The sequence below is a fragment of the Streptomyces coacervatus genome (assembly GCF_029223485.1).
In the GTDB taxonomy this organism is placed as follows: domain Bacteria; phylum Actinomycetota; class Actinomycetes; order Streptomycetales; family Streptomycetaceae; genus Streptomyces; species Streptomyces coacervatus.
The window spans coordinates 257,846-271,835 of record NZ_JARHTP010000007.1 but is presented as its reverse complement, the minus strand read 5'-3'; the positions used below and the strand labels follow the sequence as shown (position 1 = coordinate 271,835).

Below are 13,990 nucleotides of genomic sequence, written 5' to 3'. Positions count from 1 at the left end.
TTTTCCCGATTCCCGTCCGCAATCGACGTAACGCCATGCGGCATGACTACCAGGTAATTGTCATGATCACCACATAAAAGCTGGTTGAACAGTCACTCTTTGGAGAAATGCGAGAGGATTTCCTCGGCGACCCAGGCGAGTCCGTCCCCGAGCGCCTCCGTCGCGACCGGCAGCCACAGCGAACAGGAGGAGAGCCCGGCGTCGGCCAGGGCCGCCAGTTCGTCCCGCACGCTCTCGGCGCTCGCGTCCGATCCCCCCAGCGGGCGCCCCGGCACCTGTACAGCCGGGGCGAAACCCGGCGGCACGAGGAAGACGCCCGCCGTCAAGGCGAGCGTCCGCGGGTCCCGCCCGGTCTCCTCCCCGAGGCCGACGAGCCGTTCCCGTACCGCCGTCAGCCCGGCGGCGTCCACCCCGGAGCCGTGCCAGGCGTCGCCGTACCGCAGCGCTCTGCGCAGTGCCGCGTCGCTGTGCCCGCCGACCCACACGGCCGGTCCGCCCTCGGTACGCGGGAGGACTCCCAGCCGAACCTCCCCCTCGCCCCGCCACAACTCCCTTACGGCGGCGAGCTGTTCGTCGGCTCGTCGTCCCCGGCCGGCGAAGGGCACGCCGACGGCCGCGTACTCCTGCGTGTCCCAGCCGGTCCCGACCCCGAGCGTGAAGCGTCCGCCGGAGAGCCGGTCGAGGGTGGCCGTCTGGTGGGCGAGAACGACCGGGTTGTACAGCGGCAGCACGAGGACGCTGGTCACCAGCCCGATCCGCCCGGTCGCCCCGGCCACGGCGGCCAGCGTCACGAGTGGGTCAGGGGTCACGCCCACCTCGCCCGCGACCGCATGGCCGCTCACAAAGACATGGTCGAAGCCCAGCTCCTCCGCCGTGCGTGCGGTTTCCAGCACCCCGTCGACCTCGGCCTCCCGCGCGGGCCACAGACGGTGCGGTGCCACTCCGATGCGCAGCATGTCGTTCGCTTCCCTTCGTCCGGCGACACTGACTCCTCGGCCAACAACGCAGCCGCCGCCCGCATGCCCTCCGCCGCGCGTTCCCTTGCCGGAGCCCCGCCCACCGCGTCACCGTGGTCGCATGAATGTGCGCGACGCAGGCTCTGAGGCCCCGCCGGTCCCGGACGTCTTCGATCCGCGGCAGTACGCCGCCGGGGTGCCCCACACCGCCTACCGCGTGCTGCGCGACCACCACCCCGTGGCCTGGCAGGACGAGCCGGAGGTGCTGGGCTGGCCGGCCGGGCCCGGGTTCTGGGCGGTGACCCGGCATGCAGATGTCGTGCGTGTCCTGAAGGACTCGGCGACGTACTCCTCACACCTCGGCGCGACCCAGATCCGCGATCCCGACCCGGCCGACCTTCCGTTCATCCGGCGCATGATGCTCAATCAGGATCCGCCGGGACATGGGCGGTTGAGGCGGCTGGTCAGCCGTGCCTTCACCCCGGGCCGTGTCGACCGCTTCGCCGTCGTCGCGCAGGAGCGGGCGCGGACGCTGTTCGGGCAGGCGCTGCGGGACGCCCGCGCCGCGGACGGCACCGTCGACCTCGTCACCGCCGTGACCGACGACTACGCCCTGCTGAACCTCGCCGACCTGCTCGGCGTCCCGGAAAGCGACCGCGGTCTGCTGCTGCACTGGACCCAGCGGGTCATCGGCTACCAGGACCCCGACGAGGCCGCCGCACCCGTGCTCGACGCGGCGGGCAGACCGGTCGATCCCCGCTCCCCCGCGCTGCTCCGGGACATGTTCGCCTACGCCCAGCAGCTCGCCGCCCACAAGCGCCGCCACCCCGCCGACGACGTGATGACGACCCTCGCCCAGGACCCCGAACTCGCCGACGCCGAACTGGAGATGTTCTTCTTCCTGCTCACCGTCGCCGGCAACGACACCGTCCGCAGCGCCGCGCCCGGCGGACTGCTCGCCCTGGCCGAGCACCCGGAGTCGTACGAACTGCTCCGGGCCGGAAAGGCCGAACTGCCCATCGCCGTAGACGAGTTGCTCCGCTGGCACCCGCCCGTTCTCACCTTCCGCCGCACGGCCACCGAGGACACCGAGCTGGCGGGGCGGCACATCCGCGCGGGCGACAAGGTGGTCGTGTTCCACGCCTCCGCGAACCGCGACGAACGGGTCTTCACCGCGCCGGACCGCCTCGACCTGTCCCGTACGCCGAACCCGCACGTCTCCTTCGGGGACGGCCCGCACGTCTGCCTGGGCGCGCACTTCGCGCGGCTGCAGCTGCGGGTGCTGTACGGGGAGGCACTGCGCGCCCTGCCGGCCCTGCGCACGGCGGGGCCGGCCAGGCGGCTGACCTCCAACTTCATCAATGGGCTCAAGTCGCTGCCGGTGCAGGTGGGTTGAGGCTCACGGACGCACCTGGATCAGCGCGTGCGTGCCGCCGGTCCGCCACCGCTGCCCCTCGGCCGCCACCAGTGCGGCCTCCGTGTCGGGGGCCAGGCCGGTGATCACGTCGGACTTCAGGGTGCGCAGGGCGGCGACCGGACCGGGGAAGTAGGCAGTGAGGTCACCGAAGGGTGTGGTCGGGGGCCACAGCCGATCGCCCACCAGGCGACGGTAGTTGAGGTCGCCCTTCACGATGGTCAGCGCGGCCGTGGCGAGTTCCGCGCGGAGGTCGTCGGGCATGTCCGCGTACGGCAGCGGCGCGGCGGAGAAGGGGTGGGCGCGGACGATGAGACGGCCGTCGGCCATCGCCGACCACAGGATGCGGCCGTACTCGACGGCGGCGCCCTGCGCCCCGGTCAGCCTCCTCAGGGCGTCGAGCACGTCGGCCGTCGTCGCGTCGGAGACGTAGTACGGGTACGGCTTGATGTGCAGGACGGCACGCTCGATGCGCCCGCGTTCGAGGAGGTGGGCGATGAGGAGCAGGTCGGGGATGAGTTCGCGGCCCGCGTTGTCGGCGATGAGGCAGAGCGTGCCCGCGCCGGCCGGCGGGAGCAGCGACCAGAGGGTCTCGCTGTCGTCGGCCACCAGGCCGGGGGCCGGCTGCTCGGCGTCGGCGGTCACGGCTGACAGGCGGAAGCCGAGGTCGGCGCGGTTGCCCCAGAGAGAGCCGTGCAGCAGGGCGCGGTCCTGGTCCTGGTCCTGGGCGGACAGGGCGTCGAGAGCGGCCAGCTCCTCGTCCGTCTCTTGGGAGTCGAGCTCGGCCAGTTTGAAGGGGCGGAACGGGTCGATGCCCTGCCAGGGACCGGGCCCGAAGTAGCCCACGGCGTTGAGGAGTTGGCGGTAGAAGTAGCTCTCCGACCAGAGCCAGGGGATGTCGTACCAGGATCGGCCGGCGTACTCGGCCATGCCCCACGCCGTCCAGCGGGCCCGGTCGTGCGCATCGGCCGGGAGCGGTTCGACGACACCTTTGGTGCAGCTTGCGAGGAGCGCGTCGAGGGCGCGGTGCTGTGCGGGGCCGTACGGGAAGGCCTCCCGCACCTGCCGGATGATCGCGGGGTGCCGCTCGGCGAGCACGCTGTGGGGGAACGACCCCGGCTCGTTGCCGAGGATCACGGGGGCGGACGGGGTGTGGGGCATGCGCCCCACGATAGATCCGCCCGACGACGGATCCGCCCCTCGGCAGATCCTCGGATCCTCCGTCAGGCAGCTCCGCTCTCCCGTCCTCCGCCCTCCGTCCTCCGCCCTCCCGCCTCCGCCCTCCGTCAGACGGTTCTGATCTCCCGCTCCAGCCGGGCGGCGAGGCTCACATAGCGGGCCCGGCGAGTCACCGGGACCAGGCCGCGGATCATGAGGTGCCACATCTCGGCCAGCCTGCGGGGCTGATGGACGACGGGTTCGAGGGATCGGCCCACGACACGGGTGCCGACGAAGAAGCTGACCAGGGAGTTGGCGACTGCGTCGACGTCGATGTCCGGGTGGACATCGGACTCCTTGACGGCGCCGAGGAGTTTGCGGGTGGCGATGTCCCGCCACTCGGTGAAGGGGTGCTGGAGCGGCGGCCGCACCGCGACTCCCCCGGTGGCGAGCCGGAGCCCGGCCCGGGGGATCGGGCTCTCGACGGACAGCCGGGCTATGCCGAAGGTGATGCGCATCAGGGTTTCGAGCGAGGAGTAGCCCCGGCCGTCCAGCTCGTTGGTCACCTCGCGCGAGGCCTTGGACTGCAGCTCCATGATGGCGTGGGCCAGGTCCTCCTTGGCCGCGAAGTGGAAGTAGAGGGCCCCCTTGGTGACTTGGGCGTGTTCGACGATGTCGCTCAGGCTGGTCGACTCATAGCCGCGGCGGTCGAACAGGTCTGCTGCGGCTGTGATGATCGTCGCGCGGGTCTGCTCGGCGCGTAACTGCCTCGCCATCGGCTGAACACTCCTGGGGCTGGAACGAACGGGTCGTGCTGTTTTTTCTTACTCCCCGTGAACGATATCTCACCGAGTGGCGGCGCCGACAGCGCACTCGAAGACCGTCGACTCGCCCTGGAATCCGCGGACTTCCAGGTCCGCCCCGTCCCCGTCGGTCACCTCGATCCAGGTGGGTCTGTCCAGCTCAGCGTATTGGTGGAAGGCCGCGTGGAAGGACACGGACGGTCCCGGTCCGGCGGTCCGGGCGCGGGCGGCCTGGCGGGCCGCCTCCAGGAGCAGCATGCCCGGTACGTGATCGAGCGGATGGTCGAAGAAAACGGGATGGGCGGTATCTACTCGTAGTTGCCAGCGGCCGGGCCGGTCGGGCGGGGCCAGGACGACGTCCGCGGGCAGGGCTCGGTCCACGGCGGCGGCCGACAGGGCGGGCGGGAGCGACAGCGCGGAGACGGTGGCCGCGGTGCGGCCGCCGCGCAGCCGGCGGTAGACGGACTCACTGGTCCAGCTCACGGCGATGTGCGCGGTCGCGACGCGCTCGCCGCCGAGGCGTACGTCGGTGTCGTAGCGGAGCGCGGTCGGTCGGCCGGCGCGGTGGCGGACGTCGAAGACGACGACATCCAGGGCGGGTTCGGCGGGTGCGGCGGCGACGGCGAGGTGCTCGGGGTGCGTGGTGAGGTGCAGTTCCTGCAGGACGAAGCAGTGGTCGAGCGGGGCGTCGTACTCGACGTGCGCGAGAAGCGCTCCGCACTGGCGGACGGTCTCCGCGACGAGCAGCGGTTCATAGGCCGACCGGTCCGACGACACGTGTAACTGATGTGCTCGCGGCCACTGCGCAAAGAGCCTGAATCGGTCGGGTCCGGTCCGCTCCCAGCCGGTGAGAAACGTTTCCGCTACGGCGGCACGGTGGACGAGCTGACGAGGCACGGTGGCCGTCAAGAGGCCCTGAGATTTGGCCAGTTGAGGCATGGTCGGTTGAGGCATGTCCCTCCCTCAGTCCCCCGAAAGCGGATGACAGACCAGACGGAGAGGTGCCCGTGCCGGCGAACCGCCAGAGTATGAGGCGACCGGTTGGTTTTCAATGAGACGTGGGTGGCCTCGGGGGCCGTGGGGGCGTTGCTGTCACCGGCCGGTGAACGCGTCGGGCCGGGTTCCCGTACTTCACGGGAGCACACCGTTCCGCGCCGGCCGAGGAGACGTTCCGGATGCCCCGGATGACCGCACACCGCACCGCCCTGGCGGCCGCCCTCGTGACCCCGTTCCTGCTGCCCCTGTGGGCGGCGGGTCCCGCGCAGGCGCACGGCGCGCCCACGGATCCGGTCAGCAGGGCCTATGCCTGCTCCCCCGACGGCGGCAGCAATGCGCAGTCGGCGGCCTGCCGGGCGGCCGTCGCCGCGAACGGCGCTCCCTTCACGTTCTGGGACAACCTGCGGGTCTCGGACGTGAACGGCAGGGACCGCCAGGTCATCCCCGACGGAAAGCTGTGCAGCGGTGGCCTGCCCGCCTACAAGGGCCTCGACCTCGCCCGCTCGGACTGGCCGTCGACGACCCTGACGCGGGGCGCGACCCTGACGATGAAGTACGCCTCGACGATCCCGCACACCGGGACGTTCAAGCTCTATCTCACCAAGCCCGGCTACGATCCGACGAAGCCGCTGACCTGGTCCGAACTGCCGGAGAAGCCATTCGCGTCGGTCAAGGACCCGGCCCTGACCAGCGGCGCGTACCGCATCACCGCGAAGCTGCCGTCCGACCGGACCGGGCACCAGGTGCTCTACACGATCTGGCAGAACAGCAGCACGACGGACACGTACTACTCGTGCTCCGACGTGGTGTTCGGGGCCGCCAGGAGCGGCACGAGCGGTAGCAGCAGCGGTTCCGCGGCGTCGGGGAACAACGCCGGCGGCGGCAGCAAGAGCGCAAGCAGCAGTCCTACGGCCACGCCCTCACCTCGTACGACCCCTTCCCGGACGGCAGGGGCGGCGGCGACACCGCGGCAGGAGTCCACCGCCCCCGACAGCACCCCGGTGGCCTCCACCTCGACCGCCGGCTCGGGCCCGTCGGCGCCCATGCTGGCGGGCGGCGCCGCTGCGGTGCTGGTCCTCACCGGCGGCGCCGCCCTGGCGCTGCGTCTGCGTCGACGCTGAACTACCGCTGTTCTGACATCAGTTGACGTAGACCGACGCGCCGTTGTCGGTCACCGGGGCGTACTTGGCGGTGAAGTAGCCGCTGCTGAAGCAGAGCGACGAACCGGACGTCTTGGTGAACTGCTGGCTGGTGAAGTTGATGCTGTTGTCGGTGTTGTCGGCCGTGCCGGTCAGGCTGGGGGCCTGGTAGACGCAGGTGATGCTGCCCAGCAGGGTCTTCAGCTTGACCGTGGTCTGGATGGTGGAGCCGCTCGCCGGGGTCACGGTGATGGTGCCGTCGGAGGCCACAGAGGTGGTGTACGGCAGGTTGTCGACCGTGATGCTCGTGACGCCGGTGACACCGATGACATTGCTGGTGCAGCTGCTGCTGTCGAAGGTCTGCCCGCTGACCGACTCGGTGGCCGTGCCCGGCGCGGTGGGGTTGTCGGTGACGGTGGCGGTGAACGTCGACGACGTGCACTTCACGCCGCTGGTGCCGGTCGCGCTGGAGTAGAGGGTGGCGCTGGTGCCGCTGGCCAGCGGCGCGCTGAGGACATCGCCGACCGCGACGGCGGTACCGCCGGCCGAACCGGTGGTGAGGACGGGGGTGTCGGCCGCCGAGGCCGGGACGGCCGCCGGGATCGAGAGGGCGGCGACGGTACCGACGAGGGTGATGAGGGTCCGAGTACGCATGCGGGGGCTCTCTTTTCTGAGACGTGGGGGCGGAAGGCTCTTCTGGGGTGTGGGGGCTGTAAGTGGCGTGGGGGGGGTGGCAAGCCCGCGTCCGCCGTTGCCGGTCCGTGACGCCTTCTCCGTACGTGACGGACCGGCAACGGCGACCGGCCGGTGACCGACCGAAGACCCGTGGGGAGGGCCGCCTGCCGAACCGGGCGGGGAGAGGCGGCCCGCACGAACCAGAGGGGAAGTGCCCGTGCGGGACCGTCGAAAGGACGTGGGGGTTTCCGGGAACGCGGACGATGCCGCGCAGTGGGATCCGGCGCCACGGATCTGGGGGAAGCCAGGGGCAGTTCTAGACCTGATGGTCAGTCAACGTCAAGGCGCAACAAGGGAGTTGACGATCGTTCAAGGCGTTGGGGCGAGCCCCCCGACCCCACTGACGCACAGGTGAGGCACAACCATCATCCTTTTTTCACAACTTCCTTGACCCCGAAACTAACCGCGGGTAACTTCCTCGTCGGCTACTGCGGAGTACGAGAAAGCCCTTGCGTCCGCCGGGAGTTGTGAGGGGGCGTACGCCGTAGTCCGCTGTCCGCGCCAGGACAACGTGCCGCTGATGCCCAACCCGCAATGACTATGCACATGGGAGCAGAAATGGCCTCGTCCTCGGACGTCAACTCGTCCGCCGACCACACCCCGGGGAACCCGGAAAGCGGTTCCGCACCAGACCCCGCGAGACGCGGGCGGGTCCGGCTGCGCCGCGCCGCTGTGATGGCGGTCCCGGCAGTCGCGGTCGCAGCCGGTCTCGCGATCATGACCGCAGAAGGGGCAATGGGGGTGTCCTTCTCAATCTCCGGGATGCCCTTCACGGTGACCGCCAAGTCTCTCGACGGCACCGGATTCGAGCAGTTCGGCGACCTGGACAGCATGATCCCGGACAGCCCGAACGCGGGAGACACCGGCGGCCAGGTGCTGATCGTCACCTCCGCCATCAAGAACGCGACGCTGGACAGCCTGTGCCAGAGTGTCGACCTCGGCGGCACCAACCTGCTCATCAAGGCGGGTGCCGGCTCGTCAAAGGTGCAGGCGACCGACCTGACCACCGACTCCACCGAGCTGACGGGCGACGCGTCCTTCAACAACATCGAGATCGGCAACGACGCCAGCACCCTCACCAAGGCCGGCGTCAAGGGCAAGAAGGGCGTCTTCAGCCAGCAGGCCGACACCGTGCACATCGACAACCTGCGGCAGACGAACTACGCCACCACCGCAGGTGTGTTCAAGCTTCCCGGCCTGAAGCTGTCGTTCAGCGACTCGGGCTGCTGATGTCGGACACCCCGAAACAAGGCGCGCGGCCCGCTTTCCGTCAGTGGCGGGCCCGCCGTCCCTTCTGGGGCGGGCTGCTGCTCGCCCTGGGCGGGGCGGAGATCCTGCTCACCGAGAAGGCCTCGCTGAAGGTCATCATGCACATCGGCATGCAGGGCCTGGCCGGTTATCTGCTGCCCGCCGTCATGCTGCTGTGCGGCCTGCTGACGCTCTTCAGCCCGGGCCAACGCCTGTTCTACTCGATCATCGGCATCCTGGCCTCCCTGGGCACCTGGCTCACCTCGAACCTGGGCGGCTTCTTCATCGGCCTGCTCCTGGGGGCCGTCGGCAGCTGCCTCGTCTTCGGCTGGCTGCCCGACCAGGAGCCGCGCCGCAGCCGACGGCAACGGAGGAAGGATGCGCGGGCAGCGGAGGCCGTACAGGAGGCTGTGCAGTTCTAGGGCCAGAGCCTGTCCGGGGCCGGGTCCGGGTGGCTGGAGGATGGCTGAAGAATGTGTGCATGCTGGACGACCTGGACCGTGCCCTGATCCATGCGCTGCACATCGACGGCCGCGCGCCCTTCAGCCGGATGGCCGCCGCGCTCGACGTCTCGCCGCAGACGGTCGCCCGCCGTTACCGGCGGCTGCGCACCGAGGCGTCCTTGCGGGTCGTGGGGTTGTCGGACCCGCATCGGGCGGGGCAGACGCAGTGGCTGGTACGGCTCACCGCGGCGGCGAGTTCCGCGCAGGATCTGGCACAGGCGCTGGTGCGCCGTCAGGACACGTCGTGGGTGAAGCTCACCTCCGGCGGTACGGAGATCGTGGCGATCATCCACGCGCCGACGGACGCGGCCGCGGGCAACCCCCTTCTCCTGCGCGACATTCCACGCACCGGCAACATCACCGCGGTGTCCGCACACTGTCTGCTGCACACCTATCTGGGCGGCCCGACGAACTGGCGCCGCAGCGCCGACGCACTGGACGAGCGGCAGCAGCGGCTCCTGCGCGAACACGCTACGGCCGACCCGTCCTACGTACCGACACCGCGCCAACTCACCGACGGGGACGCCGAGTTGCTGCTCGCCCTGCAGAAGGACGGGCGGGCCACCCATGCCGAGCTCGCCCGGGCGACCGGCTGGTCCCCGGCGACCGTGGCCCGCCGGCTCGCGGATCTGCGGGCGGGCGGCACGATCTTCTTCGACGTCGAGATCGATGCCCGCCACTTCGGTGCCAACACCCGGGCGCTGCTGTGGATGTCGGTGCGGCCGGCCCAGTTGGAGCACGTGGCGACGACGCTGGCGGACCACGACGAACTGGCCTTCGTCGCGGCCACCACGGGGCCCACCAACCTGGTCGCACAGGCCCTCTGCCGCGACCCCGCCGATCTGCACCGCTATCTGGTGCGGCGGCTGGGCTCGCTGGATGCGATCCACTCCGTGGAGGCCAGCCCGGTCCATCAGAGCCTCAAGGCAGCGAGCCCCGTCCGTCCCTGGGGGCTCCGCCCCCAGACCCCCGTTCGGCCCTGAAGGGGCCTTGTCCTCAAACGCCGGACGGGCTGAAGATGCCGGACCGGCGCTTAGCAGCACCCGTCTAGTGCCCCTCCCCGCCATCCCCCGACACACTCTCGTCAACCATCATCCGGCTCACCGCGAAACTCACCATCACCAGTACAACCGCGCCCCAGAACGCCGTCTGCACCGCCCGCAGCCCCGCAACCGCATCGCCGGAGTGCGCGCTGCCCAGATACACACTGCCCAGGACCGCGACCCCGAGCGTGGCCCCCAACTGCTGCACCGCATTGAGCAGACCCGCGGCCGAGCCGATCTCCTGAGGCTGTAGCCGCTTCAGGGCGATGGTGAAGAAGGCCGGGCTGAAGAGGCCCACGCCGACCCCCACGACCGCCAGCGCGAACAGCAGCGGTATGGGGTAGGAGCCCGCGTCCGCCTCCGCCGTGCGGTACACCGCGATGGCCGACAGCACGCCGGCCATCAGCACCGCGAGGCCGAGGGACATCACACGAGGGCCGTTCCGTTTCACCAGGTGCGCTCCGGCGATCCAGGACGCGACGGCCAGCCCGACCGACCAGGGCGCCAGCGTCAGTCCGGCCTTCAACACCCCTACACCCGCGCCGAGTTGGAGCTGAAGCAGGATAACCGTCATCAGGCCATTGGTGACCGCGAAGAAGGTCGTCGACGTCACCAGCGCGGCCGGGAAGCCGCGGTGGGCGAACAGGCTCGGCTCCACCAGCGGGCTGCGCCCGGCCTCGGCCACCCGGCGCTGGTGCACCGCGAACACTGCCATCAGGCACAGCCCGGCCGCGATGGCCGCCCAGCTCCGAAGCGGCAGGCCGGAGAGGTCCGCACCGATCAGCGGGTACACGGCGAGCCCGGTGCCGGCCGCGGCCAGCAGCGTGCCGGTCAGGTCGAGGGCGGGTCGCTTCGGTGCGCGGTTCTCCCTCAGCCTGGGCGAGATCGCGAGTACGGCCAGCGAGAGGGGGACATTGACCAGGAACGCCGCGCGCCACGACGAACCGAACAGGTCGGCGTGGGTGAGCACACCGCCGAGCACCGGTCCGCAGACCGCGGCCAGACCCATCACCGGGCCGATACCGCCGAGGGCCTTGGACAGCTCGCCTCCGGCGAACATCGTTTTGATCAGCCCTATGGTCTGGGGAATGATCACGGCCGCCGCCGCGCCCTGCACCGCCCGGAAGGCGATCAGCAGCACCACCGACGGCGCCATGGCGCACGCGGCGGACGCGAGCATGAATCCCGCGACACCGATCACGAACAGGCGCTTGCGGCCGGCGATGTCCCCGAGCCGGCCACCGGTGATCAGCAGCACTGCGAACGGCAGGGTGTAGGCGGTCGTGAACCACTGGATGCCGGAGACCGACCCGCCCAGATCGGCGTGGATCGCCGGCGCGGCGACCTGCACGATGGTCGCGTCCAACAGGTTCATCGCCTCACCGAGCAGCAGGGCGGTGAGCGCAAGCCACCGCCATCGGTACGCCGTGGGCGCGGAAGTCGGCGTCAGCACGGGCTCAGCAGTCATCGGGGGTCCTCTCCACCGTCGTAGACACGCCGGTCCGGCGCCCGCGGGAGCGGGGCGCGGCGGCCGGCCACGGCTCAGCGTGGAGTCGGCAGGAGGAGGGCCTCCAGCTGGAGGCCCGAGATGGAGGATTCCTTCCATCGGTGGCGTCCGCGGTGCAGATTTCTCACACGCCCCGCCGAGGGCCGGGCGGTGACTGCTGTGACCCAAGTGGTTTGCGCGGCCCGGGAGTTGGCGAAGTTGGTTGTCGAGGTTTCGTGGAGACCGACGACGTGACGGGAGGGGCCACGGTGCCAGACGACAGCACCCGGCCGACCGGCCGCATCGCTGCAGCCGACAGCGGCTCTGCCGCGGACGGGACCGCGCACGCCGCGCGGATCTACGACTACATCCTGGGCGGCAAGGACCACTACCCCGCGGACCGGGAGGCCGGGGACGCCATGTGCCGCGAGTGGCCCGCCCTGCCCATCCATATGCGGGCCAACCGCGACTGGATGAACCGTGCCGTGCGGTGGCTCGCCGAGGAGGCGGGGATACGGCAGTTCCTCGACATCGGCAGCGGCATACCGACCTCGCCCAACATCCACGAGATCGCCCAGGCGGCGGCCCCCGCCTCCCGGGTCGTGTACGTCGACAACGACCCGCTCGTCCTCGCGCTCTCCGAGGGCCTGCTGAACAGCACGCCGGAGGGCAGGACTTCGTATGTCGAGGCGGACATGCGCGATCCGCAGGCGATCCTCGACAGTCCCGCCTTCCGCGACACCCTCGACCTGGGTGAGCCGGTCGCCGTGACCGTCGTCGCGATCGTCCACTTCCTCCTCGACGAGCACGACGCGGTCGGCATCGTCCGCCGTCTCCTCGAACCGCTTCCCGCGGGCAGCCATCTGGCGATGTCCATCGGTACGGCCGAGTTCGCGCCCGAGGAGGTCGGCCGGGTCGCCCGTGAGTACGCGGCCCGTGGCATGCCGATGCGGCTGCGCACCTTCGCCGAGGCCGAGGAGTTCTTCGAGGGCCTCGAACTCGTCGCGCCGGGTATCGTCCAGGTCCACAAGTGGCATCCGGACGGCACGGACGGCGAAGTGATCCGCGACGAGGACATCGCCATGTACGGGGCGGTGGCCCGTAAGCCGTAACGAGACATGCCATGGCCCGAAAGCCGTAGACCCGCCCCCTGCCAGCCGGAACGCATCATCACGATGCGGCAGCAACAACTTACTCAAGGTTGCTGATCACTTGACTACCGGCGGTCACACGCGATTGGCTCCGGCAAGCGAGAGTCATCCGGATGATGTACGACGTGTCGGACGTCGTCCGGGGACTCCTCTCGCCGTTCCGCTTGCTCGGCCGCACAGCGAGGTGCCGCACCCTCATGAACACTCCTCCCCCACCGCCCGCTCCCCACAGAGCCGCGCGCATCGCCGCCCTGGCCGCGGCCGTCTGCCTGCTCGCGGTCGGCTGCTCCGCGTCCGCCGGCACGTCCGGCTCCGGCGCGGGCTCCGTCGGCAAGGCCGGCACCGGCCGCCTCAAGGTCGCCCTGCTCACGCACGCGTCGCAGGGCGACACCTTCTGGAACCTGGTGAAGAAGGGCGCCGAGGACGCCGCGGCGAAGGACAACATCGATCTGACGTACGCCAGTGATCCCGACTCGGCGGGACAGGCCGAGCTGGTCCGGGACGCGGTCAGGCAGAAGGTCGACGGCATCGCCGTCACCCTCGCCAAACCGCAGGCGATGAAGGGCCCGGTCACTGCGGCCAAGGCGGCGGACATCCCCGTGGTCGGTCTCAACTCCGGCATCGACTCCTGGCAGTCCGAAGGGGTCCTGGAGTTCTTCGGACAGGACGAGAGCCTCGCCGGGCGGGCCGTCGGCGGCAAACTCGACGACCTCAGGGCCAGGCACGCCCTGTGCGTGATCCACGAGCGCGGGAACGTCGCACTGGAGGCCCGCTGCGCCGGTGTGAAGAAGGCCTTCGGCGGCAAGACCGAGATGCTCTATGTCGAGGGCACCGACGCGGACGCGACCGCCGCCGCGATCACCGCCAGGCTGCGGCAGGACCCGACGATCGACGAAGTGGTCACCCTGGGCGCCCAGTTCGCGCTCGACGCGGTGCAGTCGGTGAAACAGTCGGGCAGCAAGGCCCGCGTCGCCACCTTCGACCTCAACCAGGACCTGGTGAAGGCCGTCGAGAGCGGTGATGTGCAGTTCGCGGTGGATCAACAGCCGTATCTGCAGGGCTATCTCGCGGTGGACGCGCTGTGGCTGTACCGGACCAACGGCAACACCAGCGGCGGCGGGGTGACCCCCGTGCTGACCGGCCCGGCGTTCGTGACCAAGGCGAATGTGGCCTCGGTCGCCGCGTTCGCGGCGCGCGGCACACGCTGAGCCGCACACCGAGCGACACTTCGTACATCAATGTCGCGAAAGATTCGGAGACCTGTGGCACGTGCGGTCACTTGTACGGATAGCATCCTGTGCACCCCTTCTCTCCCCGCTCACGGCCATCCCCGTGTTTCCCCTTCCGCTCACTCCGCT

Annotated in this window: 13 protein-coding genes; 7 read left to right on the top strand and 6 right to left on the bottom strand. The window is 70.3% G+C overall.

The window, feature by feature from the left end:
* Nucleotides 1-92: 92 nt before the first annotated feature.
* Nucleotides 93-956, bottom strand: coding sequence for a TIGR03619 family F420-dependent LLM class oxidoreductase (locus tag P2Q00_RS19370; protein WP_275773838.1), 864 nt, complete (start codon nucleotides 954-956; stop codon nucleotides 93-95).
* 121 nt (nucleotides 957-1,077) lie between these two features.
* Here P2Q00_RS19370 and P2Q00_RS19365 point away from each other — a divergent pair, with 121 nt between their 5' ends.
* Nucleotides 1,078-2,352, top strand: coding sequence for a cytochrome P450 (locus P2Q00_RS19365; protein ID WP_275773837.1), 1,275 nt, complete (start codon nucleotides 1,078-1,080; stop codon nucleotides 2,350-2,352).
* Between the two features lie 3 nt (nucleotides 2,353-2,355).
* Here P2Q00_RS19365 and P2Q00_RS19360 read toward each other — a convergent pair whose 3' ends face one another.
* From P2Q00_RS19360 to P2Q00_RS19350, 3 genes are all read right to left on the bottom strand, one after another.
* The gene (locus tag P2Q00_RS19360) at nucleotides 2,356-3,531 is read right to left on the bottom strand and encodes a damage-control phosphatase ARMT1 family protein (RefSeq protein WP_275773836.1); all 1,176 of its coding nucleotides are present in this window, start codon (nucleotides 3,529-3,531) and stop codon (nucleotides 2,356-2,358) included.
* A gap of 125 nt (nucleotides 3,532-3,656) precedes the next feature.
* The gene (locus P2Q00_RS19355) at nucleotides 3,657-4,304 is read right to left on the bottom strand and encodes a ScbR family autoregulator-binding transcription factor (protein ID WP_275773835.1); all 648 of its coding nucleotides are present in this window, start codon (nucleotides 4,302-4,304) and stop codon (nucleotides 3,657-3,659) included.
* A gap of 69 nt (nucleotides 4,305-4,373) precedes the next feature.
* The gene (locus tag P2Q00_RS19350; RefSeq protein WP_338059325.1) at nucleotides 4,374-5,270 is read right to left on the bottom strand and encodes a ScbA/BarX family gamma-butyrolactone biosynthesis protein; all 897 of its coding nucleotides are present in this window, start codon (nucleotides 5,268-5,270) and stop codon (nucleotides 4,374-4,376) included.
* A gap of 236 nt (nucleotides 5,271-5,506) precedes the next feature.
* Between P2Q00_RS19350 and P2Q00_RS19345 the strand changes: the two genes are divergently transcribed.
* Nucleotides 5,507-6,448, top strand: coding sequence for a lytic polysaccharide monooxygenase auxiliary activity family 9 protein (locus P2Q00_RS19345; protein WP_275773833.1), 942 nt, complete (start codon nucleotides 5,507-5,509; stop codon nucleotides 6,446-6,448).
* An 18-nt stretch (nucleotides 6,449-6,466) separates the two neighbouring features.
* Here P2Q00_RS19345 and P2Q00_RS19340 read toward each other — a convergent pair whose 3' ends face one another.
* A complete protein-coding gene (locus P2Q00_RS19340; protein WP_275773832.1) occupies nucleotides 6,467-7,120 on the bottom strand; it encodes a Tat pathway signal sequence domain protein in 654 nt (217 codons plus the stop codon).
* 639 nt (nucleotides 7,121-7,759) lie between these two features.
* On the opposite strand from P2Q00_RS19340, the gene P2Q00_RS19335 reads away from it, so the two are divergent.
* Genes P2Q00_RS19335 through P2Q00_RS19325 form a run of 3 tightly spaced genes read left to right on the top strand, consistent with a single transcriptional unit; the run spans nucleotide 7,760 to nucleotide 9,935 of the window.
* The gene (locus tag P2Q00_RS19335; RefSeq protein WP_275774026.1) at nucleotides 7,760-8,431 is read left to right on the top strand and encodes a DUF6230 family protein; all 672 of its coding nucleotides are present in this window, start codon (nucleotides 7,760-7,762) and stop codon (nucleotides 8,429-8,431) included.
* Nucleotides 8,431-8,871: a DUF6114 domain-containing protein gene (locus P2Q00_RS19330; RefSeq protein ID WP_275773831.1), complete on the top strand. Its 441-nt coding sequence runs from the start codon at nucleotides 8,431-8,433 to the stop codon at nucleotides 8,869-8,871. Before P2Q00_RS19335 ends, P2Q00_RS19330 begins: the two co-directional genes overlap by 1 nt.
* Before the next feature lie 59 nt (nucleotides 8,872-8,930).
* The gene (locus P2Q00_RS19325; RefSeq protein ID WP_275773830.1) at nucleotides 8,931-9,935 is read left to right on the top strand and encodes an Lrp/AsnC family transcriptional regulator; all 1,005 of its coding nucleotides are present in this window, start codon (nucleotides 8,931-8,933) and stop codon (nucleotides 9,933-9,935) included.
* 64 nt (nucleotides 9,936-9,999) lie between these two features.
* Here the strand turns inward: P2Q00_RS19325 and P2Q00_RS19320 are convergent, their stop codons facing one another.
* Nucleotides 10,000-11,463: an MFS transporter gene (locus P2Q00_RS19320; protein WP_275773829.1), complete on the bottom strand. Its 1,464-nt coding sequence runs from the start codon at nucleotides 11,461-11,463 to the stop codon at nucleotides 10,000-10,002.
* Nucleotides 11,464-11,783: 320 nt separating this feature from the next.
* Between P2Q00_RS19320 and P2Q00_RS19315 the strand changes: the two genes are divergently transcribed.
* Both P2Q00_RS19315 and P2Q00_RS19310 read left to right on the top strand, forming a co-directional pair.
* The gene (locus P2Q00_RS19315) at nucleotides 11,784-12,593 is read left to right on the top strand and encodes an SAM-dependent methyltransferase (RefSeq protein ID WP_275774025.1); all 810 of its coding nucleotides are present in this window, start codon (nucleotides 11,784-11,786) and stop codon (nucleotides 12,591-12,593) included.
* Between the two features lie 236 nt (nucleotides 12,594-12,829).
* On the top strand, nucleotides 12,830-13,840 hold the full coding sequence (locus P2Q00_RS19310) for a substrate-binding domain-containing protein (RefSeq protein ID WP_275773828.1): 1,011 nt from the start codon (nucleotides 12,830-12,832) through the stop codon (nucleotides 13,838-13,840).
* Nucleotides 13,841-13,990 lie beyond the last annotated feature (150 nt).